This is a genomic window from Stenotrophomonas sp. YJH_SMC_81, assembly GCF_059370875.1.
Window position 1 is genome coordinate 242,611 of record NZ_JCAFUB010000005.1, and the last position, 22,507, is coordinate 265,117.

General features: G+C 66.5%; 19 protein-coding genes. 9 read left to right on the top strand and 10 right to left on the bottom strand.

The window, feature by feature from the left end; genetic code table 11:
* The first annotated feature begins 1 nt into the window (after position 1).
* Genes AC5P8U_RS12935 through AC5P8U_RS12955 form a run of 5 tightly spaced genes read left to right on the top strand, consistent with a single transcriptional unit; the run spans position 2 to position 6,977 of the window.
* A complete protein-coding gene (locus AC5P8U_RS12935; protein ID WP_061479903.1) occupies positions 2–985 on the top strand; it encodes an AAA family ATPase in 984 nt (327 codons plus the stop codon).
* 7 nt (positions 986–992) lie between these two features.
* Positions 993–1,889: a DUF58 domain-containing protein gene (locus tag AC5P8U_RS12940; protein ID WP_072167393.1), complete on the top strand. Its 897-nt coding sequence runs from the start codon at positions 993–995 to the stop codon at positions 1,887–1,889.
* Positions 1,886–3,007, top strand: coding sequence for a BatA domain-containing protein (locus AC5P8U_RS12945; protein ID WP_353762446.1), 1,122 nt, complete (start codon positions 1,886–1,888; stop codon positions 3,005–3,007). The genes AC5P8U_RS12940 and AC5P8U_RS12945 overlap by 4 nt, the downstream gene beginning before the upstream one ends.
* A complete protein-coding gene (locus AC5P8U_RS12950; protein ID WP_495214177.1) occupies positions 3,004–5,172 on the top strand; it encodes a hypothetical protein in 2,169 nt (722 codons plus the stop codon). The genes AC5P8U_RS12945 and AC5P8U_RS12950 overlap by 4 nt, the downstream gene beginning before the upstream one ends.
* Positions 5,169–6,977 (top strand): hypothetical protein, encoded by a 1,809-nt coding sequence (locus tag AC5P8U_RS12955; RefSeq protein WP_495214178.1) that lies wholly within the window; start codon positions 5,169–5,171, stop codon positions 6,975–6,977. The genes AC5P8U_RS12950 and AC5P8U_RS12955 overlap by 4 nt, the downstream gene beginning before the upstream one ends.
* Before the next feature lie 99 nt (positions 6,978–7,076).
* Here AC5P8U_RS12955 and AC5P8U_RS12960 read toward each other — a convergent pair whose 3' ends face one another.
* Positions 7,077–7,751, bottom strand: coding sequence for a hypothetical protein (locus tag AC5P8U_RS12960; protein WP_072167397.1), 675 nt, complete (start codon positions 7,749–7,751; stop codon positions 7,077–7,079).
* A 40-nt stretch (positions 7,752–7,791) separates the two neighbouring features.
* A complete protein-coding gene (locus AC5P8U_RS12965; protein WP_061479909.1) occupies positions 7,792–8,310 on the bottom strand; it encodes a hypothetical protein in 519 nt (172 codons plus the stop codon).
* A gap of 210 nt (positions 8,311–8,520) precedes the next feature.
* On the opposite strand from AC5P8U_RS12965, the gene AC5P8U_RS12970 reads away from it, so the two are divergent.
* From AC5P8U_RS12970 to AC5P8U_RS12980, 3 genes are all read left to right on the top strand, one after another.
* Positions 8,521–11,010 carry a DEAD/DEAH box helicase gene (locus AC5P8U_RS12970; RefSeq protein ID WP_262220136.1) on the top strand — a complete coding sequence of 830 codons (2,490 nt, stop codon included), beginning with the start codon at positions 8,521–8,523 and terminating at the stop codon, positions 11,008–11,010.
* Positions 11,007–12,029, top strand: a complete 1,023-nt coding sequence (locus AC5P8U_RS12975) for a ribonuclease H-like domain-containing protein (RefSeq protein ID WP_111007876.1) — start codon at positions 11,007–11,009, stop codon at positions 12,027–12,029. The genes AC5P8U_RS12970 and AC5P8U_RS12975 overlap by 4 nt, the downstream gene beginning before the upstream one ends.
* Positions 12,030–12,107: 78 nt before the next feature.
* Entirely contained in the window at positions 12,108–12,422 is a 315-nt protein-coding gene (locus tag AC5P8U_RS12980) for an I78 family peptidase inhibitor (RefSeq protein ID WP_072167401.1), read from the top strand.
* Positions 12,423–12,489: 67 nt separating this feature from the next.
* Here the strand turns inward: AC5P8U_RS12980 and AC5P8U_RS12985 are convergent, their stop codons facing one another.
* The 7 genes from AC5P8U_RS12985 to AC5P8U_RS13015 all read right to left on the bottom strand — a co-directional run bounded on the left by AC5P8U_RS12985 (position 12,490) and on the right by AC5P8U_RS13015 (position 20,951).
* Complete coding sequence (locus tag AC5P8U_RS12985; protein WP_495214180.1) at positions 12,490–14,481, bottom strand: M56 family metallopeptidase; 1,992 nt, start codon at positions 14,479–14,481, stop codon at positions 12,490–12,492.
* Positions 14,482–14,484: 3 nt separating this feature from the next.
* Entirely contained in the window at positions 14,485–14,871 is a 387-nt protein-coding gene (locus tag AC5P8U_RS12990) for a BlaI/MecI/CopY family transcriptional regulator (protein WP_072167402.1), read from the bottom strand.
* Positions 14,872–15,219: 348 nt separating this feature from the next.
* Complete coding sequence (locus tag AC5P8U_RS12995; RefSeq protein ID WP_495214197.1) at positions 15,220–17,334, bottom strand: peptidase domain-containing ABC transporter; 2,115 nt, start codon at positions 17,332–17,334, stop codon at positions 15,220–15,222.
* A gap of 239 nt (positions 17,335–17,573) precedes the next feature.
* Positions 17,574–17,711 carry a class IIb bacteriocin, lactobin A/cerein 7B family gene (locus AC5P8U_RS13000; protein ID WP_164090259.1) on the bottom strand — a complete coding sequence of 46 codons (138 nt, stop codon included), beginning with the start codon at positions 17,709–17,711 and terminating at the stop codon, positions 17,574–17,576.
* 35 nt (positions 17,712–17,746) lie between these two features.
* Entirely contained in the window at positions 17,747–17,893 is a 147-nt protein-coding gene (locus AC5P8U_RS13005; RefSeq protein WP_164090260.1) for a hypothetical protein, read from the bottom strand.
* A 66-nt stretch (positions 17,894–17,959) separates the two neighbouring features.
* A complete protein-coding gene (locus tag AC5P8U_RS13010) occupies positions 17,960–19,222 on the bottom strand; it encodes an HlyD family secretion protein (RefSeq protein ID WP_439426506.1) in 1,263 nt (420 codons plus the stop codon).
* Between the two features lie 622 nt (positions 19,223–19,844).
* A complete protein-coding gene (locus AC5P8U_RS13015; protein WP_088496783.1) occupies positions 19,845–20,951 on the bottom strand; it encodes an SDR family oxidoreductase in 1,107 nt (368 codons plus the stop codon).
* 196 nt (positions 20,952–21,147) lie between these two features.
* Here AC5P8U_RS13015 and AC5P8U_RS13020 point away from each other — a divergent pair, with 196 nt between their 5' ends.
* Positions 21,148–21,456 (top strand): hypothetical protein, encoded by a 309-nt coding sequence (locus tag AC5P8U_RS13020; RefSeq protein WP_005421049.1) that lies wholly within the window; start codon positions 21,148–21,150, stop codon positions 21,454–21,456.
* Here the strand turns inward: AC5P8U_RS13020 and AC5P8U_RS13025 are convergent.
* Positions 21,444–22,502, bottom strand: a complete 1,059-nt coding sequence (locus tag AC5P8U_RS13025) for a DNA topoisomerase IB (protein WP_439426505.1) — start codon at positions 22,500–22,502, stop codon at positions 21,444–21,446. The two genes, AC5P8U_RS13020 and AC5P8U_RS13025, sit on opposite strands and share 13 nt — an antisense overlap.
* Positions 22,503–22,507 lie beyond the last annotated feature (5 nt).

The following is a 22,507-nucleotide window of genomic DNA, read 5'->3' on the forward strand; positions in this document are numbered from 1 at the left end:
CATGAACTCCCCCGACCTCGATTCCCTGCTGCCGCGCCTGGATGAACTGCGCGCCGCGCTTGCACGCGCGGTGGTGGGCCAGCACACGGTGGTCGAGCAGCTGTTGATCGGCCTGCTGGCCGGTGGCCACTGCCTGCTGGAAGGTGCGCCCGGGCTCGGCAAGACCCTGCTGGTGCGCTCACTCGGCCAGGCATTGGAACTGCAGTTCCGGCGCGTGCAGTTCACCCCCGACCTGATGCCCAGCGACATTCTCGGCACCGAGCTGCTGGAGGAAGACCATGGCACCGGCCATCGCCATTTCCGCTTCCAGCAGGGCCCGATCTTCACCCACCTGCTGCTGGCCGACGAACTCAACCGCACCCCGCCCAAGACCCAGGCCGCACTGCTGGAGGCAATGCAGGAACGCACGGTCAGCTACGCCGGCACCACCTACGCGTTGCCCGCGCCGTTCTTCGTGCTGGCCACGCAGAACCCGATCGAGCAGGCCGGCACCTACCCGCTGCCCGAAGCGCAGCTGGACCGCTTCCTGCTGCATGTGCTGGTGGATTACCCCAGCGAAGACGAGGAACGGCGGATCCTGGAACAGACCACCGGCGGTGCCACCGACGCGGTGCCGAAGGTGATGGATGCCGAGGCGGTGATCGCCCTGCAGGCGGCTGTGCGGCAGGTGCATGTCAGCCCCGACGTGCTGGCCTGGATCACCCGCCTGGTGCGCGCCAGCCGGCCCGGCGAAGGCGCCCCGGCGGCGATCAACCAATGGGTGAAGTGGGGCGCCGGTCCGCGCGCCGGGCAGTCGCTGGTGCTCGCGGCAAAAGCGCGCGCCTTGCTGCAGGGCCGCTTCGCCGCCACCCGCGAGGACGTGCAGGCGCTGGCCGCGCCGGTGATGCGCCATCGCCTGCTGCTGTCGTTCGCCGCCGAGGCCGAGCAGAAGCGTGCCGACGACGTGGTCGCCGCCCTGCTGCAGGCCGTGCCATTCCCGGGTTGATCCACGCGTGAACGCCGGTACCCCGCTGACCTTGCCACCGGAACTGCGTGCGCGCCTGCGCCTGCTGCGGCTGCGGCCGCGCCTGGCCAGCGGTGCCAGTGGCATCGGCCAGCACGCCAGCCGCAGCCGCGGTGCCGGCCTCGAGTTCGCCCAGTACCGGGCCTACGAACCGGGCGACGAGCTGCGCCAGATCGACTGGAAGCTGTACGCGCGTTCGGACCGCTTCTTCGTGCGCGAATCCGAACGCGAAAGCCCGATCACGGTCTGGCTGTTGCTCGATGCCACCGCCTCGGCCGGCCAGGCCGATCGCGCGGCACCGCAGCGCACGCGCCTGGATCACATGCGCGGCGTGGCCGCCTGCGTGGTAGAACTGGCGCTGCAGCAGGGCGACCGTTTCGGCCTGCTGGCGATCAATGGCGATGGACTGCAGCTGGTGCCCGCGGCGAACGGCGCACGCCAGCGTGACCGCGTGCATCTGCAACTGCATGCCCTGCAGGCGCGCGGCACCTGGCCCGCGGCCGAACGCCTGCGGCCACTGTGGGAGCGCGTGCGCCCGGGCGACCTGCTGCTGGCGATGGGTGATGGCTTCGACGCGGCCTGCATCGTGCTGCTGGAGCAACTGGCCAGCGCACGCCGTGAAGTGGCACTGCTGCAGATCCTGACCGCCGACGAGCGTGATTTCCCGTTCGACGCCGGCCATCGCTTCCGCGATCCGGAGACCGGCGAGGAACTGCTGGGCGATGGCGCGGCGATCCGCGCCGACTACCTGCAGCGCTTCGCTGACGCACGCAACGCATTGCAGTCGCGCCTGCAGGCCAGCGGCATTGCCAGTGCCACCGGCTGGCTCGACCAGCCGTTGGATCAACCCCTGCAGGCGCTGTTCGGCCGTGGGGGCAGTGCATGACCCTGCTGTTCCCGTTGGGCCTGGCCGCGCTCGCTGCGTGGTTGCTACCGCTGCTGATCCATCTGGCCCGGCGCCATCCGTACACGCCGCTGGATTTCGCCGCGCTGCGCTGGCTGCGCGCGCAGATCCGCCCGCGCCAGCGCATCCGCTTCGATGACTGGCCGTTGCTGCTGCTGCGCCTGTTGCTGCTGGCCGCATTGGCCTTGCTGCTGGCACGCCCTGCATTGACCGGCCCCGCGCCCGTCCCCACCGAGTGGACGGTAGTGGCTCCCGGATTGGACGCCGCCGCACTGCGCGGCACCGCCGAAGAGGGCAACTGGCACTGGCTGGCACCCGGCTTCCCCACCATCGATCAGGCACCGCCGGCATCCAGCGCATCGCTGCCCAGCCTGCTGCGCGAGTTGGACGCACAGCTGCCCGCGGGCACCGCGTTGACCGTGCACGTTCCCGATCCCCTGCCCGGTCTGGACGGCACCCGCCTGCAGCTGTCGCGCGAAGTGCAGTGGCGGCCGCAACCGGTACCGGCCACTCCGCAACCGAGTGCCGCGACGCTGCCGCGTCTGCGCGTGCACAGCGATGCGCCGGCCGCCGCCCAGCACTGGGTGAACGCACTGCAGCGCGCGTGGGGCATGCAGGCGCCGCTCGCTCCTCTGTCGGCCGATGCCCTGCCCGAACGCGGCGAGATCGGCGTATGGAGCCGCAGCGATGCACTGCCGGCGAGCTGGCAGGCATGGCTGCGCCACGGCGGTCGTGCAGTGAGCGCCGGCAAGCCTGCTGGCGACGCCGGCATCCTGCTGCGCAACGCCGACGGCTCACCAGTGCTGTGGCAACAGCGCATCGGCCACGGCGTCCTGCTGTCACTGCCCGGCGACTGGGATGCCTCAGGCAACGCAGCGCTGCGCGACCCGCGGTTGCCGCGTGCCCTGCTGCTGGCGCTGCAACCGCCAGCGTCACCGCGCCTCGGCGATGCACAGGACCAGGCACCACGCCGGGCCGCACTGCCCGCCATAGCGCCCCCAGCGCGTGAGCCAACCACGTGGTTGCTGCTGGCCATCGTGCTGCTGTTCGCGCTGGAGCGCTGGATGGCCAGCAGTCGCCGGCGCAGGGTGGCCGCATGAACACCCTGCAGCACGCCTGGCAACGCGCACGGCGTCGACGTGCACTCGTTACCCTGCTGCTGGGCCTGCCATGGGCGCTGGCCGCGACGACGCTGGTGCTGCGTCTGGCGGGCTTCGATATCGCCTGCGTGGTCGGCACCGTCAGCGCGCTCGCCTGCGCAGCGCTCGCCACGGCACATGCCCGCCAGCTGGACCCACAGTGGGTGCAGCGCCAGCTTGATGCCAGCGGTGCCAGCGAGGACAGTGCCGACCTGCTGTTCGCCGATGCCGCCATGCTCAATCCGCTGCAGCAGCGCCAGCGCGCGCATGTGCTGGTCACGCTGGAGCGCGCGACACCGGACCTGCGTCAGCGCTGGCCGCGCAGGGCGTTGGCCCTGAGCTGGGTCGCGGGCCTGGCGATCACTGCGCTGGCATTCGGCTGGCCACGTTCCGGCCCCGACTCCGCGCCGGCCCGCACATCGGCGCCTGTCAGCACGGCTGCCGCCGGCCCGCTGCACCTTCAGTCCACCCGCCTGCGGATCGACGCACCGGCCTATACCGGCCAGGCCACGCGCACCCAGAACGCGCTGGATGCCAAGGTCGCCGCGGACAGCCGGCTGTCGTGGTCGTTGCGCTTCGATCGCGCGCCGGACAAGGCATGGCTGCAGTTCCACGACGGCCGCCGGCTGCCGCTGAGCGAGCAGGATGGGCAGTGGCTGGCGCAGGATGTGGCGCGCGTGCCTGTGCTGTACCGCGTGGTGAGCGAACCTGCACTGGCCCAGACCCGCCTGCATCGCCTGGACGTGGTCGCTGATCGTGCGCCCAGCGTGCGCGTGCTGGAGCCCGCCGCGACCCTGGTGCTGGGCACGCCCGGGCAACGCCAGTGGTCGTTGCGCTTCGAAGCCAGCGATGACTACGCCGTGGCCACGCAGGCAACGCTGTCGATCACCATTACCCAGGGCAGCGGCGAGAACATCACCTTCGTTCGCCGCAGTGTCGGCCTCACCGGCAGCGGCGAAGCGACTGCACGGCGTTTCGCGCACAGCCTCGACCTGGCTGCGCTGGGCGCGCAGCCCGGCAGCGATGTCATCGCCCAGCTGGAAGTACGCGACAACCACGCGCCAACACCGCAGGCCGGGCGCAGCAGCAGCGTGATCCTGCGCCTGCCCAGCGCCGAGGTTGCACTCGGTGCCGAACTGGAAGGCCGCATCAAGAAGACGCTGCCGGCCTACTTCCGCAGCCAGCGGCAGATCATCATCGATGCCGAAGCGCTGATCCGGCAGAGACACAGCCTCGCCGCCGAGGACTTCGTGAAGCGCAGCGATGCGATCGGTGTCGACCAGCGCATCCTGCGCCTGCGCTACGGCCAGTTCCTGGGTGAGGAAAGCGAAGGCGCACCGAAGCCGCCGCCGACCAGCGACCTGCCCACCAGCGATGCGCCAGCTGCAGGCAGCCACGACGACGAGCACGAGCACGACCATGGCACCGAGGCCGGGGCACACGATGAGCATGGCCACGATCACGGCGGCAAGGCGTCCAATGCCGATTCGCCACCGGTGTTCGGCAGCGCCACCGATGTGCTCTCCGAATACGGCCACACCCATGACCATGCCGAGGCCGCGACCCTGCTCGACCCGCAGACCCGGGCCACGCTGAAGGCCGCGCTGGACCAGATGTGGTCGGCCGAAGGCGAGCTGCGCCAGGGCCGTCCGGAGCAGGCGTTGCCGTTTGCCTACAAGGCGCTGGGTTTCATCAAGCAGGTGCAGCAGGCCGAACGCATCTATCTGGCCCGGGTCGGGCCAGAGCTGCCACCGATCGATGAAGGCCGTCGCCTCGGCGGTGATCGCGCCGGACTGGCCAGTCGTGAACTGCCGTTGGCCGCACGAACCCCGCCCGACCGGGCCATCGTTGAAGCCTGGCAGCGCCTCGGTGATGACACCAGCGTGCCCGACCTCGATGCACTCGCTGCCTGGCAGCAGCGCAATGCCGCCTACCTGCCCGATGCGCTGGATCTGGCTGCCGCCATCGAGCAGCTGCGCATCGAGCCCGGTTGCCGCGACTGCCGCCAGCGCCTGCGCGCTCAGTTGTGGCGGGCGCTGCAGCGTCCACTGCCGCAGGCGATGCGGCGCGGTGCCGCCGATGCGATGGGCCAGCGCTACCTGGACGCGCTGGAGGCGCAGCCATGAACCCCTCCGGCCTGAACCTGTGGATCGTCCTGGCACTCGCTGTGATCGTGGCGATCGCCAGCGTTCGCCAGTCGCGCAACAACACCACGCACCGTGGCCGCTGCTGGGGGGTGATCGGACTGCAGGTCATCGTCGCCACGCTGCTGTATTTCTGCCTGGTGCCGCCCACCCGCCAGCAACCCGCAGGCGGGCTGGTTGTGCTCGGAATCGATGCCAGCAGGGCCGGCGCGTTCCCGGCCAGCGAAGGTCCGCTGTGGCTGTTGCCGGAAGCTGCCGATGTGCCCGGCGCAAAGCGCGTACCCGACCTGGCCACCGCGCTGCGGCAGCATCCGGCCTCCACGCTGACGCTGGTTGGTGCCGGCCTGGTCGCGCGTGACCGCGACGCAGTACTGCCACGCGACGTACGTTGGCAGCCGACAGCACCGCCGCGCGGCTGGGTCGCCTTGCAGCCACCGGCCGACGCCGCGCCCGGCGCACGCTTCGAGGTACAGGCACAGGCGCGTGGCGTTGCCAGGGCAAAGGCGGAACTGCTCGACCCGGCCGGCAGCGTGGTCGATCGCGCGGATGTTGCCGACGATGGCCACGTTCAGTTGAGTGGCATCACCCGCGCCGAAGGCCGCAGCGTGTTCCAGCTGCGCCTGCTCGATGCCGACGGCCATGTGGTGGACAACGTGCCGGTGCCGCAGCAGACCCTGCCGGCGGCGCCGTTGCGCCTGCAGGTACGCGCCAGCGCGCCGGGCCCCGAACTGAAGTACCTGCGCCGCTGGGCAGCCGATGCCGGCATCCGCGTGCAGGTGCAGGCCGATACCGGTGCCGGCCTGAGCGTCGGCGACGGCGCCTTGCCGCTGGACGCGGCGTCGCTGGCGCGCAGCGATCTGCTGCTGCTGGACGAGCGCAGCCTGGCGGCATTGAATGCAGCCCAGCTGGCCGCTGTGCGGCAGGCGCTGCGCGAAGGACTGGGCGTGCTGGTACGCAGTGCGGGCGCGCCTTCGGCCAGCGCGCGCCAGCGCCTGCACGATCTGGGCCTGCCGCTGCGGGGTGATGGCAGCAGCCAGGTCCTCGAACTTCCCGGCGACGGCGAGAGCGCGGTCCTCGCCGCACGACGTGGCCCGCTCGCCGCGGGTACGCTGCCGACCGGCTACGGCGCAGAGGCAGACCGCAGTTCGCACGACGCCGCGCTGCCCACACTGGAAGCACTGGGGCTGCAGGTACCTGGCAGCAACGCGCTGCTGCACGATCGCACCGGCAAGGCTGTCGGTGGCTGGCGCGCTACCGGCAAAGGCCGCATCGGCCTGCTGCCCATCACCGACAGTTGGCGCTGGGTGCTGGCCGGCCGCGATGACCGCCACGGCGAACTGTGGAGCGGCGTGGTTGCCACGCTGGCGCGGGCGCAGGGCAGCGCTGAGGCGCTGTGGTCGCCACAGCCGATCAGCTGGGCGGGCGAACGGCAGGCGCTGTGCGGCGTGCAGGCGCCGCTGCAAGCCTTCAACGCACGCGGCGAAGGCACGCCGCTGATCGTCGATGGCGCGACGTCAGACCTGCGTTGCGCGGGCTGGTGGCCGCGCGAGGCGGGCTGGCAGCGCCTGCAGCACGGTGACGCTACCCTCTGGCGCTATGCGTTCGACCCGAAGGACGCGCCCACGCTGCATCAGCAGGCAATGATCGATGCAACCACGCAGGCGCTGGCGGGCAGCTCCCCGGCAACCGCGTCGCTGATGCAACCCGTGCCGGGATCGCGCTGGCCGTGGTGGCTGGCGTTCGTGCTGTGCGCATCGCTGCTGTGGTGGTTGGAGCGGCGGCGCTGACCGCGACGATGGGATCGCGGGCGGCATCCACGCATGGCGTGGATCTACTGGCCGGTTGCCCTGGTGGACGCCAACCTTGGCTGGCGTCTTTCGGCGGGGTCAACGCGTTCCCGCGCGCCGGTACACGCCATTGAAGCGCACGTTCATGCCACCGCATTCGCTGTTGTCGGCCACGATCAGCACCTCACCCAGCGAGTGCACACGCACCCGGCACGTATCCTCGGCGAACTCGACATCGGCACCCTGCGGTGTGGCACGCGCTTCCACCTGGCCCAGGTTCGGCCCATACGGGCGCTGTTCCGGCGTGGGGTTGGCGGAGGGCCAGTAGGCGTCGCCATCCACATGCAGCTGTCCACCCTGCACCGTGATGCGCAGGCCGTTGTCGCCATCTTTCCAGTGGCCCGTCCAGTCCTGCAGCGTGGGCACGGCCACCGGCAACGGCTGCAGCTTGCTGCGGTCGACCCAGCCGGCGCTGCCGCCCACCTTGTTGGGGAAGAACGCGCAGCGGTAACGGCCCAGGTCGCGACCGGTCACCACCGTATCGCCGTTGACCACATAGCTGCGCTGGCGGCAGGCCGGTTCGCCCTTGGCGGGGCAGCCCTCCATGTCGCCGAGCAGGTACAGGCGCGGTGCATCAACCACCCGCGCCAGCGCGAACCGGCTCTGTTGGGAGGGGAACGCGCCATTGCGGCAGGCGCCGCCATCGGCGATACCGGACGCGAAGGCGGAGGCCGGCAGCAACGCGGCCAGCAGGCAGAATGAACGCAGGGACATGACAGCATTACTGGTGGGGGAGCCCGCAGGATATACCGGCCTACTTCACTGGCGCTGTGTCGCCGGCATCCTGCTCCTGTGAGAACCGCAGCGCGCGCTGCTGCTGTTCGGCACTGAGCTCTGGGGGTGGCCGCGCCACGGCCGCCTGGATCTGGTCGGGACCGCCGGTGAGTTTGTTGATGCCTTTGGCTGCCGCCAGCACACCCTTGACCACGCCCATCATGATGTAGCCACCGCCCATGCTGACCTGCTCCGGCGATGGCGGTTCGCTCCAGTCGCGGCTGAAGCGGTTATCGCCGAACTTCACCGGGTTCTTGAAGCGGTACAGGTCCAGCGGCTCGTCATCGGGCTTGAGCGCACGCACTTCGCCGAGGGTGGTGACGTTGTCCTGCGGCAAGGTGGTGGAGATCGGTGCGGTGGGGGCAGGCGGCGCATCTTCAGGGGGAACGGGTGCAGGATCGGGCACCGCCACCGGCGCAGCCTGTTGCGCCTGTACGATGCCGGTCAGCAGCATGCCGGCCAGGAGTGCTCCCTGCGTTCCACGTCGTGCCACAGCCATCCACCCTTTGGTTGCGTCCAGCGCCCAAGCATACGGATGCCGGCTTCAGATTTCGTTGCTGCACTGGCCGCTGTTCAGCCAAGGGAGATGCGGCCACACCACGGGACGCGAGCACTGAACGGTTCACGTCTCCGTGTGTGGTGTCTCACATCCTGAGACATGGATGTGGTGCCATGTGACCCCTCGCAATCCGTCCCCGCTTCCTCTTCCATGGCCTACGAACTCGCCAAGCGCACCGCCGATGCCGAGCAGAAGCTCGCCACCCGCGATGGCCTGCCCGCCCGCGACGGCGCTCTGCTCAGCGCGCGCCTGCAGCGCCGCTACCAGGACCGCATCACCGGCAGCTTCGCCATTCCCGGCCGTGAAGGCCGCTACGCGCCCATTCCCGACTCGGTACCACCGGCGCTGGCCGCTGCACTGAAGGCACGTGGCATCGAGCAGCTCTACAGCCACCAGGCCGAAGCCTGGGAGGCCAGCCAGCGCGGCGAGCACGTAGCCATCGTCACCCCCACCGCCAGCGGCAAGTCGCTGTGCTACACCCTGCCGGTGGTCAGCGCGGCCATGCAGGACAAGGCCAAGGCGCTGTACCTGTTCCCGACCAAAGCACTGGCCCAGGACCAGGTGGCCGAGCTGCTGGAACTCAATCGTGCCGGCGATCTCGGCGTCAAGGCCTTCACCTTCGACGGCGACACCCCCGGCGATGCGCGCCAGGCGATCCGCCTGCATGGCGACATCGTGGTGTCCAACCCGGACATGCTGCACCAGGCCATCCTGCCGCATCACACCAAGTGGGCACAGTTCTTCGAGAACCTGCGCTACATCGTCATCGACGAGGTGCACACCTATCGCGGCGTGTTCGGCAGCCACGTCACCAACGTGCTGCGCCGGCTCAAGCGCATCTGCGCGTTCTATGGCGTGCAACCGCAGTTCATCCTGTGCTCGGCCACCATCGGCAACCCGCAGGCACATGCCGAGGCGTTGATCGAGGCACCGGTCACCGCCGTCACCGAATCCGGCGCGCCCACCGGGCCGAAGCAGGTGCTGCTGTGGAACCCGCCGGTGATCAACCCCGACCTGGGCCTGCGTGCCTCGGCGCGCTCGCAGAGCAACCGCATCGCGCGCATCGCGATCAAGTCCGGGCTGAAGACCCTGGTGTTCGCGCAGACCCGGTTGATGGTCGAGGTGCTGACCAAGTACCTGAAGGACATCTTCGACCACGACCCGCGCAAGCCGCCCCGCATCCGCGCCTACCGCGGCGGTTATCTGCCCACCGAACGCCGCGAGACCGAGCGTGCGATGCGTGCCGGCAACATCGACGGCATCGTCAGCACCTCGGCGCTGGAACTGGGCGTGGATATCGGCAGCCTGGACGTGGTCATCCTCAATGGCTACCCCGGCAGCGTGGCCGCCACCTGGCAGCGTTTCGGTCGTGCCGGTCGCCGCCAGCAACCCGCACTCGGCGTGATGGTGGCCAGTTCGCAGCCGCTGGACCAGTACGTGGTGCGGCACCCGGACTTCTTCGCCGAAGCCTCGCCCGAACATGCGCGCATTGCGCCAGACCAGCCGCTGATCCTGTTCGACCATATCCGCTGCGCGGCCTTTGAACTGCCGTTCCGGGTCGGCGATGGCTTCGGCCCGATCGATCCGGAGGTATTCCTGGAAGCGCTGGCCGAAACCGAAGTCATCCACCGCGAAGGCGAGCGCTGGGAATGGATCGCCGACAGCTATCCGGCCAACGCGGTCAGCCTGCGTGCGGTGGCCGACGGCAACTTCGTGGTGGTCGACCGCAGCGATGGCCGCCAGCAGATCATCGCCGAGGTCGATTACTCCGCCGCCGCGCTCACGCTGTATGAAGGCGCCATCCACATGGTGCAGTCCACGCCCTACCAGGTGGAGACGCTCGACTGGGAGGGCCGCAAGGCCTATGTCACCCGCACCCACGTGGACTACTACACCGACAGCATCGACTTCACCAAGCTCAAGGTGCTGGACCGTTTCGATGGCGGCGTGGCCGGCCGGGGCGATTCGCATCATGGCGAAGTGCACGTGGTGCGCCGCGTGGCCGGCTACAAGAAGATCCGCTATTACACCCACGAGAACATCGGCTACGGGCCGGTGAACCTGCCCGACCAGGAACTGCACACCACTGCGGTGTGGTGGCAGCTGCCGCAGGCGCTGCTGCTGCGCGCGTTCGCCAGCAGGCAGGATGCGCTGGATGGCTTTCTCGGCGCCGCGTATGCACTGCACATCGTCGCCACCGTGGCGGTGATGGCCGATGCGCGCGACCTGCAGAAGTCGGTGGGCAACGGCGATGGTTCCTGGTTCGCGATCGCCGACCAGAGCGGCCGCGGCCAGCTGCGCGGCAGCGAGGGCGATCCCGGTGGGGTGGAGCTGCTGCAGGAGTTCGTGCCCACCGTGTACCTGTACGACAACTTCCCCGGCGGCGTCGGCCTCAGCGAACCGCTGTGGCAGCGCCAGGCCGAACTGGTGCAGCGCGCGCGCGAACTGGTGCAACGCTGCGACTGCAAGGCCGGCTGCCCGGCCTGCGTCGGCCCGGTGCTGGCTGCACAGGAAGAGGATGAAACCTCGCCACGTGCGCTGGCATTGCGCGTGCTCGACCTGTTCGACGCCGAGGCCTGCCGGCACGTACCCGACGTGGTGGTAACCACGCGCGATCCGATGGAGCTGCTGGCACCGTGAGCCTGAGCCTGGACAAGCTGCGCCTGCTGCGCAGGCAGGCCGGCGACCCGAAGGCGAGCACACCGGCCGTGCCGGACGTGCCCCCTGCGCCACCGGCACCCATGGCCGCCAACGATGCGCGGCAACCACCGGCCGAGCGTTCGGTGTTCGCCTGGGTCGAGCAGGAGATCCGCCACAAGCCGACCGGCGCTGCGGCATCTGCCACGGCGCCGCCCGCACTGCGTCGGCCCGAAGTGGGCAGCATGCATCGCCTGCTCGGCCTGCGCACGCGCGGCGGCGCCGCTCCTGCTCGCGCCAGCGCACAGGACCGTCAGTTGCCAGGTGAGGAGATCGCACCGGGCCTGTTCCTGATCGAATCGCTGCAGCCGCAGGCGATCCCGGCACAACCGCTGTCGCTTGATTTCGCCCGTCGCGACGGCGAGCACCTGGCTGCGCGTGACCTGCTGTTCTTCGATACCGAAACCACCGGCCTGGCCGGCGGCACCGGCACCCGCGCCTTCATGATCGGCGCTGCGGACTGGCATGTGTGCCCGCGGCGTGGCGAAGGCCTGCGCATCCGCCAGCTGCTGATGGCCACCATGGCCGCCGAGGACGCGATGCTGGCCACCTTCGCCGGCTGGCTGCAACCGTCCACCGTGTTCTGCAGCTACAACGGCCGCAGCTATGACGCACCGCTGCTGAAAGCGCGTTACCGGCTTGCCCGGCGACGCGACCCGATCAGCGCGCTGGACCATGTCGACCTGCTCTACCCCACCCGCCGCCGCTATCGCGGCACGTGGGAGAACTGCAAGCTGTCCACCATCGAACGCCAGCTGCTGCGCGTGGTGCGCGAGGACGATCTGCCGGGCTCGGAGGCACCCGGTGCGTGGTTGCGCTTCCTGCGAGGCGGCGACGCGGTGAACCTGCGCCGGGTGGCCGACCACAATCACCAGGACGTGGTGACCCTGGCCCTGCTGCTGCAGCGGCTGGTGCGCGAGGAACAGCGCGAGCGCGAGACACTGGCGCTGGTCGGGCAGTAATGACACGGGGCCGCGTTGACATGCCCTGACGGTGGCAGCGGTGACACTGCCACCACCATCCACGCCTGGAGCCCGACGATGCGTCCCAGTCCCCTTGTCCTGCTCGCCATCCTGCCCTTGGCCGCCTGCAGTCACGCCGGCGGCAGCACCGCCCACGATCCCACGCCGGCACCCGTGGCCGACGCCGCGCACGAATGCAAGCCGGAGGCGCTCGAGGCCTTCACCGGCAAGACGGCTGACGAAGCCACCATCAAGAAGCTGGTGGCCGCCAGCGGCGCGCGCGGTGCACGGGTGGTCAAGCCGGGCATGGCGGTGACCATGGACTTCCGCCAGGACCGCGTGACGGTGCAGGTGGATGCGCAGAACCGGATCGAGCGCGCCAGCTGCGGTTGATCGCCCCAGGGCAGTGCCGGCCGCTGGCCGGCACCCCACATTGCCGGCCAGCGGCCGGCACTACCGATCAGAGTCGCTCGGCCTTGCCGCTGGCCAAGGCGCGCGCGATCACCTGCTGCGCCTGCTGCGACGCTTGGGCATGCACGCGTGCCTGGCGCTCGCCCAAGGCGGCCTGCTGGCTGCCCAGCGCTGCCTGGCGGCTGGCCAGTTCAGACTGCTGGCTGGCCAGGCGCTGCATGTCACGAGTGCGGCCGGACTGCCCGGCCTCGCTGCGGGCTTCCTGCATCGCACGGCGTGCCTCGGCGGCGGCCTCGCGTGCAGCCTCACGCGCAACGACCACGTCGCTGGTTGCACCGCGCGCTGCCTTTGCCGCTTCCGCCGCCGCCTCGCGGTTGATGTCATGCGCGGCCATCGCACTGCGCGCGGCCTCGGCGGCGATCAGTGCGATGCGGCGCGATTCCTCGCCCTGCAGGCGGCCCATTTCACCCATCTGCCTGCCGAGTTCGCCCTGCCGGCGACCCAACAGGCTTTGCTGGCGGCCCAGTTCGCTCTGCTGGCGGCCCAGCTCTACGGCACCGCTGTAGGCACGCTGCAGCGTCTGGATCAGCATCGGGTCACGCACCACGTAGCGCTTGTCACCCTGGCGGAACCACAACGCCGGGCCCTTGCCGAGCTGCCTGCGGGCCACCGTCACGTCGTCCATGCCGCCGTTGGCGAAGGTCGAATCACCATCAACCAGAACGAAGGCCTCCCGGGGCGACCTGCCCAGGTCGAGGCGACCGTAGGTGGTGACGGAGGTGGCGGCCGACGTCGCGCCTTCATCGTCTTCGGCCATGCCCGTGGCATCGTCGACATCGGCCACATCGGCATCGTCGGGCCCGGTCGCGTCAGCGGGTTCGGCCGGCGCGGCCGGTGCTGCAGGCGCGGCCGGGGCCGCCGGCACGCCCGCGGCGGATGGCGGTGCGGCCGGAGCCTTGGGAGCCTTCGGCGGTGCTGGCGCCACGACCTTGGGTGCCGCCGGTGGCGCGGGCGGTGCCGGCGGCACCGGCGCTGCGACCAGTCGCATCGGCGCCACGCCCACCACCACCACCACAGCAGTCAGCGCCATCGCCAGGATGCGCGGGCAGGCCCGGCGCGGCTGCAGCGAGAGCAGGCGACGCTTGAGGCTGGTGGCATCCGGTGCGGCACTGGCCACGCCCAGGTGCGGCTGCGGTGCCACCCCCAGCTGCAGCAGCAGACGGCCATAGGCCTGGCGGCTGGCAGCGTGATGGCCCACCACCGCTGCGTCCACCGCTTCTTCGCGCGCTTGTGCATATTCACGCACCGACAGGCGCAGCAGCGGATGGAAGAAGAACAGGTGCTGGGCCAGCGCAGGCAGCAGGCCCCACTGCAGGTCCCGCCGCTGCAGGTGCTGCAGTTCGTGGGTCAGGGCCAGGTCCAGCGCGTCGCCCTGCAGGGCATTGTCGCCAGCCGGCAACAGCAGCACCGGGCGGAACGGGCCGACCAGCTGCGGTGCGTCCACCTGCGTGCTCATCCACAACCGCGGCGCAGGCCGCACGCCATGTGCATCGGAAGCCAGCTGCAGGGCCTGCACCAACGCCTGGTCCTCGCAGGGATAGGCCGCTGCCAGCAGCGCGCGGCAGCGACGCCACTCACCGAAGGTACGCAGCGCCATCAGCAGCACGCCGGATGCCCACAGCGCGGCCAGCGCGACGGCCCACCACGCCACTGCCGGCGCGTCCGCTGCAGGCATCGGCATCGCGGCCAGCAACTGCGCCGAGGCCTCCGGGGCCAGCGGGTAGACGATGTCAGCGGCCACGTCGGTCGCGGTCATCGCCACCGCCTGCGGGGCAGGCAGCCAGGCCAACTGCAACGGCTGGCTCCAGAACAGGCCGAGCACGGCCTGCAGCGAGACCAGCCACCACAGGCGGCAGCGGGTCGCCGCCGACAGCGACGGCAGCGCGCGGCACAGGCCGTACACCAGCGCCACCAGCAGCACGGTCTGCAGGCTGGTCCAGCCCAGGCGTTCCAGAATCGGGATCAGCATCGTGGTGTCCATGGCTCAGCCCTCGTGGCGACGCGATTGGAGTTGGGCGACCAGCGCTTCCAGCTCGGCCAGCTCGTTGTCGCTGACCTTCTGCCGCTGCGACAGATAGGCCACGAACGGCGACACCGAGCCCTGCAGGGTGTTGTCGACGAACTGCGCCACCGCGCCCTGCAGCACGCTCTGCGGGCCACGGGTGGCCTGGTAGCGGTAGACGCCGTCCTGCTGCCGACGCTGAAGATACCCCTTCGCCCGCAGGCGCTCCATCATCGTCAGCACAGTGGAACGAGCCAGCCCACGGGCCTCGCCGTAGCCACTGGCGACCTCACCGACACTGGCCGGCGCATGTTCATCGATGTACTGCAGCAGGGCCAGTTCCTGGTCCCCGATGGTCTTGCCGCGCATGACACCACTCCCTTGACTACACGTGTCGTCACTGTCAGCTTGACGACAGCTGTAGTCAACCCCCCGGAAGTCATGGGCCGACGAACGGTAGGGCCGCGCAGGCGGTTATGCATTTGCGTAAAGATTTTGGGCCACTGATGGCGAGAATCCGCTCGTGGTTGATTGCGGACATGACAACCCATGTGCACCGCTTGGTGGCACTTGCTACTAGTATCCAGTGCATAATGCAATACGGCTGGTGGCCTCATGCCAGCCTACGGACGTGGTCTGAGCCCCGCCCAGTTCTTTCGAAGTAGATGCGGATGAGGACGCCATATTGGAAGCAGTGTGAGCTGTAATTCACACTTGTTAGCATGAAGCAGAGTTCTCTCCATTGCTCCGTGGCAAGCCCATGGCGCTGCTGGGAAACTCCTGAACGACTCGTCCTCCTTCGAGAACCAGAACGCGATCCGCAGAGGCGATTGTCTCTGGCCGGTGGGCGACTATGATGCGGGTGAGGTTGAGTTCTCTCACCGCAATGCTAACGGCTTGCTCTCGCATGACGTCCAGGTGGCTCGTGGCCTCGTCCAGAACAAGGATATCCGGCTTTCTGTAAAGCGCGCGCGCGAGAACAATTCTTTGCTTTTGTCCGCCAGAAAGCGAACTTCCCATGTCGCCTATAAGGCCATCATATCCAAGGGCCATGCTGACAATATCGTCGTGGACGCAGGCAAGAGTCGCCGCCCATCTCACTCGATCAGTATCCATCTCTGGATCAAAGAATGAAATGTTCTCAGCGATGCTGCCGGCAAACAGCTGGTCGTCCTGCATGACGGTCCCAATGCGACTCCTTACCCTCGCTGCGCCAATCGTGCGGATGTCAATACCATCTATTTGAACTGAGCCTTCTGACGGATTCAGCAGCCCAAGGATTAACTTCAACATCGTTGTCTTTCCTCCGCCTGACGCGCCGACGATTGCGACTGACTCGCCTTGCTGGATCGTGAAGCTGCAATCTCTGATGATCCAGGGCTCGCTCTCTGAGTACCTGAATCCAACGCCAGCAACGGCAATGTCGCCGAACTTGGTGTCGGGCGTCGCAAGCGTCGGCACTTGGTTCTCTGAATCCTCCAGGACGATATCCCCTAGGCGCTCACCATGAAGGCGGAGCATTCGGAGTTCAATCCACTTGTCAACCAAGGACCCCACCCTTGTGGAAAACTGATCCTTGTACGCCAGATATGCGATCAACATTCCAACCGAAAATATCCCCTGAATAGTTAGCCACGCACCAATCCAGATCGCAGCGACGCGCTCGATTCCAAAAATCATTTGACTTATTGAAAAGAAGCTCAGAGAAATGCGCGATAGCCGCACTTCCTTATCCATGCTTGTATGGATCAAATTCAAGAATGTCGTCTCCCTGCCAATCTCTTTGCCCGACACCTTGATACTTTGAATTCCCCGAATGGATTCCAAGAGATGCGTCTCTTGATTGGCCGCGGCTACTAGTTGCTGCTCGGTACGATCTCTAAGGTGCTGGAACAAACATGCCCTTGTCGCCAGATAGGCTGCCATGGCACCGACGCTGATTAGTGCGAGCTTCCAGCTGTAAACGAACATAAGAATCAGCGCTACCGCCGTCATCAGGCCATCGATTAGCGCCTCCACGAAGCTCGTTGTCAGCGTTTTCTGAATTGCTTGCAGGGAAGATAGGCGCGAAGTGATGTCGCCCAGGTGACGCCTCTCAAAGAAGTCCATCGGCAGACGAATCGCGTGCGCAAAGACGTTTGCGAGCCACTGTACCCCCAACAGTGCAGATAGGTGAATGACCGCCCATCCCCTAAAGAATCCGATGACCACTTGCAGTAGTAGCGCTACGCCGAAGGCCAATCCCAATACGGCAAGGAGGTTCGTGTCAGCTGACACAAGCGCATGATCCACGACCCACTGCATATAGAAGGGTGCAATGGCCAAAAAGACCTGTAGGCCAATTGAGAGGAAGGCAATCTGCGCGAGTGAGGTACGTAAGCCATGAACTGGCCCGGTAAGCTCAGATAGAGAGACAGGAGGCGGCCTTTTCTTCTTCTTGAAGCCGAACGCTGGTGTGGCCTCTAGAGCCACGCCGGTAAAGCTATCGCTAAACTCACTGATCGAAACGCGTCTTTCACCAATCGCCGGATCAATGATCGTCATGTTTTTTCCGGATACGCTCGTAAGCACGACGAAGTGATTAAGCCTCCAGTGAATGATGCAGGGAAGTTTAAGGTCCGGAACATGTTCCATTTCAAGTCTGACGGGTCTGGCAGACATCCCGAGATTCTGCGCCATGGCAATTAGTTGGCTCAGCTTGGCGCCCTTGAGGGATACTCGAAATCGCCGCCTGGCCTCAGAGAGCCCGATCCCGTGGCCAAAGTATGATGCAAGCATAACCACGCATGCGATACCGCATTCCGCCGCCTCGGATTGAAGTACAACTTTTATTTTCTTTTTCATCCATGACCCGCTTGATTGAGGGTGGGGCGTACCCCACCCTCAACCATTAACTTCAGATGTGACTAGTTGCTGCGGGTGCGCCGTTGTCGGCAAGGGCGAGACTCTTGCCCATTGAGTAGCCAACGCTTGCTACCGCCAAAACTGCCAAGAGGATCCCGAAAACCGAGTAAAGCCCTCTATTCTTCGCCATTTCTGTTCTCTATTGATTGAAAGAGCGAGTGGCCACGTCAGCGCGCGTTATCGCGCGCAGCGAGATCCTTACCGATGTTGTATCCAGCCATGAAATATGCGCCCATGGCCGGGGCTAGGAACTGCACGAAGCCACCTTCGACCATTGCCACGTCTTCGTTCGTCATTTCCTTCATGCTATCTCTCCATACCCAGTTAAATTAATTTGATATTACTTTGCGTTTACGTAGTAGCCGACGGTCATACCGAAGCCAAGCACCGGCGACACGAGCCATCCGGCTGCAATTACGATTTTGCTCTCGGTGGACATTGCTCCGCCGTCAACCAGCTCGACCTGTTCCGAATTCATCTCCAACATTGGCACTTCTCCTTAGCGATGGTGCATTTCCCTTGCACCAGGGTTCCAGATACTTCTGGAATCTGTCTAGGAGCCTGAAAGCGCCCCCTTGACTGAAATGAGAGGCTCAAAAAGCCATTCACCCAGTGTTCTTTTTTCACCTATTACGTCTGCTTCGATCAGCATGCCCGCGCGAAGGGATTCGTTCCTTCCATACACGGACACGACTTGTGAATTTGGCTCAACAACAACGCGATACTTTGCATCTGCGTCGTTCCCGTTGATCATCGACTGGCGATTGTCAGGCGTTGAAGCGCTGGCGCTGATCCGAGACACCCTACCAAGTTGATGCCCGAACTTCTGATAAGGGAACGCCAAGTAACGCAGGTGTACGATGTCGCCTTCTGATATGAATCCGATCGCTCGGCTTGGCACATAAAACTCTGCCTCAAGAACGTCGCCCTGCGGGATGAGGCTTAGCAAATGCTGACCGGCCTGGATGCTCTGGCCCAGCTTTGCCCCCTGGAGGGAGACAGTTCCTGATATAGGAGCAAGTATTTCAAGCGAGCCCCTAGCGTCATTCTCGATGCGCTCTTGGTCGAGCGTGGCAAGCTGTCGCGCATGGACTGCCTTCGCAGCCAGCATCTGCTCGGCGACATCTGCCATGCCAAGCCGAAGCTGACTGAGGTTGCGTGCATTCTGTGCGCGCTGACGCTCCAGTGAGCTCATCTGGGCGGCAAAGTCGAGCTTGCGCGCGATCTGTTCATCGACTTGAAGTTGGCTAACGAAGCCCTCTGCGGTAAGCGGCCGCATTCGGTCAACAATTGAGGCAACAATTGCAGCTTGCTCGCGCCGAGTGACTATCTCATCATTCAGCACTCTAGTTTCCAATTCGGCAGCCGCGACCTGTGCAGCTAGAGCTCGTTCCTTGCGCAGGAGTTGCTGGATCTCCGCCGCCGACTCGGAGTCGAGACTCAGTCTCCGATCACGGAGCCTGTCGTCAATAGCCTTTGCTGTATCTCCATCACCTCCAGTGGCGCGGGGGACGGTGACCACCGCAATGCGTTGTCCTACTGCGACCTGCGCCCCTTCCTGAACTAGTAGTTCTGTAAGAACGCCAGTGGAGGGTGCCAAGATGACAGAGAGCCCCTTTGAAGGGCTTAGGTTTCCGGCAACGGTGGTACGACGCGAATAGCTTCCAAATAGAAGCACGCAGATGATCGTCGCTGCAAAGAACATCGTCAGCCAGGAAAGTGCCGTGATTCCAAGCGGTTGTGATACTGAGATACGGCCGATCGACTCGTTGCGCCTAGCCTCGAGTACTTCTTTGCGAAAGAAATTCTCAGACAACTCTGTCCTTCCCAGTTCACTGATCCTAACTGAAGCACTTTCTCGAGCATTGGTGCCGATTCATTATGTGGGTGGTTACACACAGAAGGGATCATCTTCTGTAGTAGTAAAGCCAGCACAGCGGCGGTGCAAGAGTCCGTATCTACAAGGCAATTCACGATGCGCTCCAAGAGGATTTCACGTCTATGAGGAAAGTTGCATACTTCCTCAGTGCTCGCTCCACGGTATGCGCTCAACAGAAGTCGCATTGACCTACCAAGAACCGTCTGGATCTAAATGCAATGCTAGGTCCGTCGCCATCCGTATGGTTGCTCTGCATTGACAAGATTGCATTTACCGCCGTTCTCACTTTCTTCCCCGATAGACGCAACGACGATGGTCGGCGTGCAGCGCTCCAGCGTCGAGCCGCCTCCGGACCAAGCCAGAGGAGCCTGAATCAGAACTCTCTGCCGAATCGAATGGATGTTGCCGTGGGTAGATGCAAGGCGTCATTGACCAAGGCCACACGCAGAGCGGGTCACCGTTTTCTGTTATGCAGTTGATGGGCGAGCAATGAGACCAGGCCCACGTCAGAATCTTGGGCTGGCGATCCCATCGTGGGATGTCGGAGGACGGGTTCCCCCTAGCCCCGTGGCCCGCCCATCACCGGCAGGATCACCCCACTGATGTAACTGGCACAGGCCGGAGAGGCCAGGAACACATACGCCGGTGACAGCTCTTCAGGCTGTGCAGGCCGGCCCATGTCGCTGTCCTTGCCAAACTCCGCCACGTCTTCGGCCTGCTTGTCGGCGGGGTTCAGCGGCGTCCATACCGGCCCCGGCGCCACGCAGTTCACGCGGATGCCGCGCGGCAGCAGCTGGCTGGCCAGCGCCTTGGTGAACGCATGGATCGCGCCCTTGGTGGCGGAATAGTCGATCAGCGCCTTGCTGCCGAAGATCCCCGTTTCCGAGCCGGTGTTGATGATGCTGGCGCCTTCGCCCAGATGCGGCAGTACCGCACGCGCCATCTGGATGTAACCGCCGATGTTGGTCTGCAGGGTTTCCTGCAGGTGCGCGTCTTCCAGGTCTTCCAGGCGCTCGCAGTGCAGCTGGAACGCGGCGTTGTTGACCAGGATATCGATGCCGCCGAACGCCTTGGCCACCTGCTTGACAGCCTTGTTGCAGAAGCGCGGGTCGCGCACATCGCCGGCGATCACCACGCAGCGGCCGCCTTCGCGCTCCACGTGCTGGCGGGTGATGTCCGCGTCCTCGGCCTCGTCCAGGTGCAGTACCGCCACATCCGCACCTTCGCGCGCGAACAACACTGCCACCGCACGGCCAATGCCGGAGTCGCCACCGGTGACGATCGCACGCATGCCCTGCAGCTTGCCGCTGCCCGCGTAGTCGGGCGCAAGGAAACGGGGCGCCAGCTCCAGTTCGTGCTCGTGCCCGGGCTTGGCCAGCTGCTGCGCCGGCATCGCCTCCGGCTGCCGGCGTGCGCCGGCCTGGGTCGCGGTCTTCTTTGTTGCCTTCTTGGCTGCGCGGGCGTCCTTGGCCTTCTCCTGGTCCTGCAGGCGCCGCTGCCGTGCAGCGACGCGTGCCGCCCGTGGATCACTGGCGGCTGCCTTGCGGGTTGCGGTCTTCACCACGCGCGGGCGATCAGGGTCGGCGACCGCCTTGGTCGAGGTGCTGCCTTTACGCACTTTCGGCGATGCCTTACGGCGGGCGGGGGTCTTCCTGGTGGTGGCCATGCAGGTCTCCTCGGGAGGGAAAGGGGCTGCCGGCCAGCGGCCGGCACTACCGGGGGGCGGCCCATGCCGCTCCTGCAGTGTCTCCACCCACGCTGTTGGCGGCGGTGAGCGCGCCGTGTCCACGATGTGCACGGCATTCATTCCGCCACCACGTCTGACGTCGCACCCTGCACGCAATCAAACAAGGAGTGCCTCCATGAAACATGCCATCGCCACCGCCGCCGCCTGCTTTGCCCTTGCCGCCTGCAGCAGCACGCCGATGGCCCAGGTGCAGCCGATCGACGGCGTGATTTCCGGCCAGTGCCACAGCGACAGGGTGCGCGGCGCGGTGGGCCTGGCCGCCTCGGACGCCACCGTGGCCCGCGCACGCGTGGACAGCGACAGCCTGCACGTACGGGTCCTGCGCCATGACGGTCCGCGGGTGCCGCCGGCCAGCGAAGGCGGCGACCGCCTGACCATCGAGAAGGGCCGGACCAACAACATCGTTGCGATCTACTGCGGCTGACGACTGCGACTGAGCCGCCGCGCCCGGCGCAGCACTTTCAGCGTGGCCTGCTCCCACTGCCGCGGGCCTCGCAGGCCGGCCAGCGAGGCCAGCTCACCGCGCTCCCAGCCGGCAAACACGCACGGGTCGATGTAGGCCTTGCGGCACACGGCCGGCGTGTTGCCCAGCCGTGCCGCCACTTGGCAGACCACTTCACGCTGCGCCTTGGCCAGCGCGCGCTGGCTGGCCGATTCCGGCAGTTCGGTGGCGGCCAATGCCTGTACCGCCGCCAGCGTGCCACCCCAGGTGCGGAAGTCCTTGGCGGTGAAGTCTTCGCCCATCACCTTGCGCAGGTAGTCGTTCACCGCGCCGGAATCCACCGGCTGCAGCGCGCCTTCGTCGTCGCGGTACTGGAACAGCGCCTGTCCGGGCAGCTGCTGGATGCCGCGCACCAGCGTGCCCAGCCGCCGATCGCCCACCACCACCTCGTGCAACTGCCCGGATTTGCCCCGGAAGCGCATGCGCACGCGGCCACCGCGCAGCAGGTCCAGGTGGCGGTTGCGCAGCGTTGTCAGCCCGTAGGATTTGTTTTCCTGTGCATAGCTTTCGTTGCCCACCCGCACCAGGGTGTCGGCCAGCAGGGCCACCACCACCGCAAGCACCTTGTCGCGCGGGAAGCCGGGCTGCTTCAGATCGCGCGACAGCCGCCGCCGCAACGTGGGCAACGCCTCGCCAAAGGCGATGATGCGGTCGAACTTGCCGGCATCGCGCTCCTTCGCCCAATCGGCATGGTAGCGATACTGCTTGCGTCCACGCGCATCGCGGCCGGTGGCCTGCAGGTGGCCATTGGCGTGGGCGCAGATCCACACGGCGGTATACGCAGGTGGAATCGCCAGCGCACGGATGCGCTGCAGGGTGGCGGCATCGCGAACCGCGTGGCCATCGGCATCGCGGTAACTGAAGCCCTTGCCGGCGCGGCGCCGGCTGATGCCTGGCTGGGTGTCATCGACATAGCGCAGGCCGGCCGCGCGCGCGGCCTGTCGTTCGGGGGTAGAGGAGGTTGGCATGACCG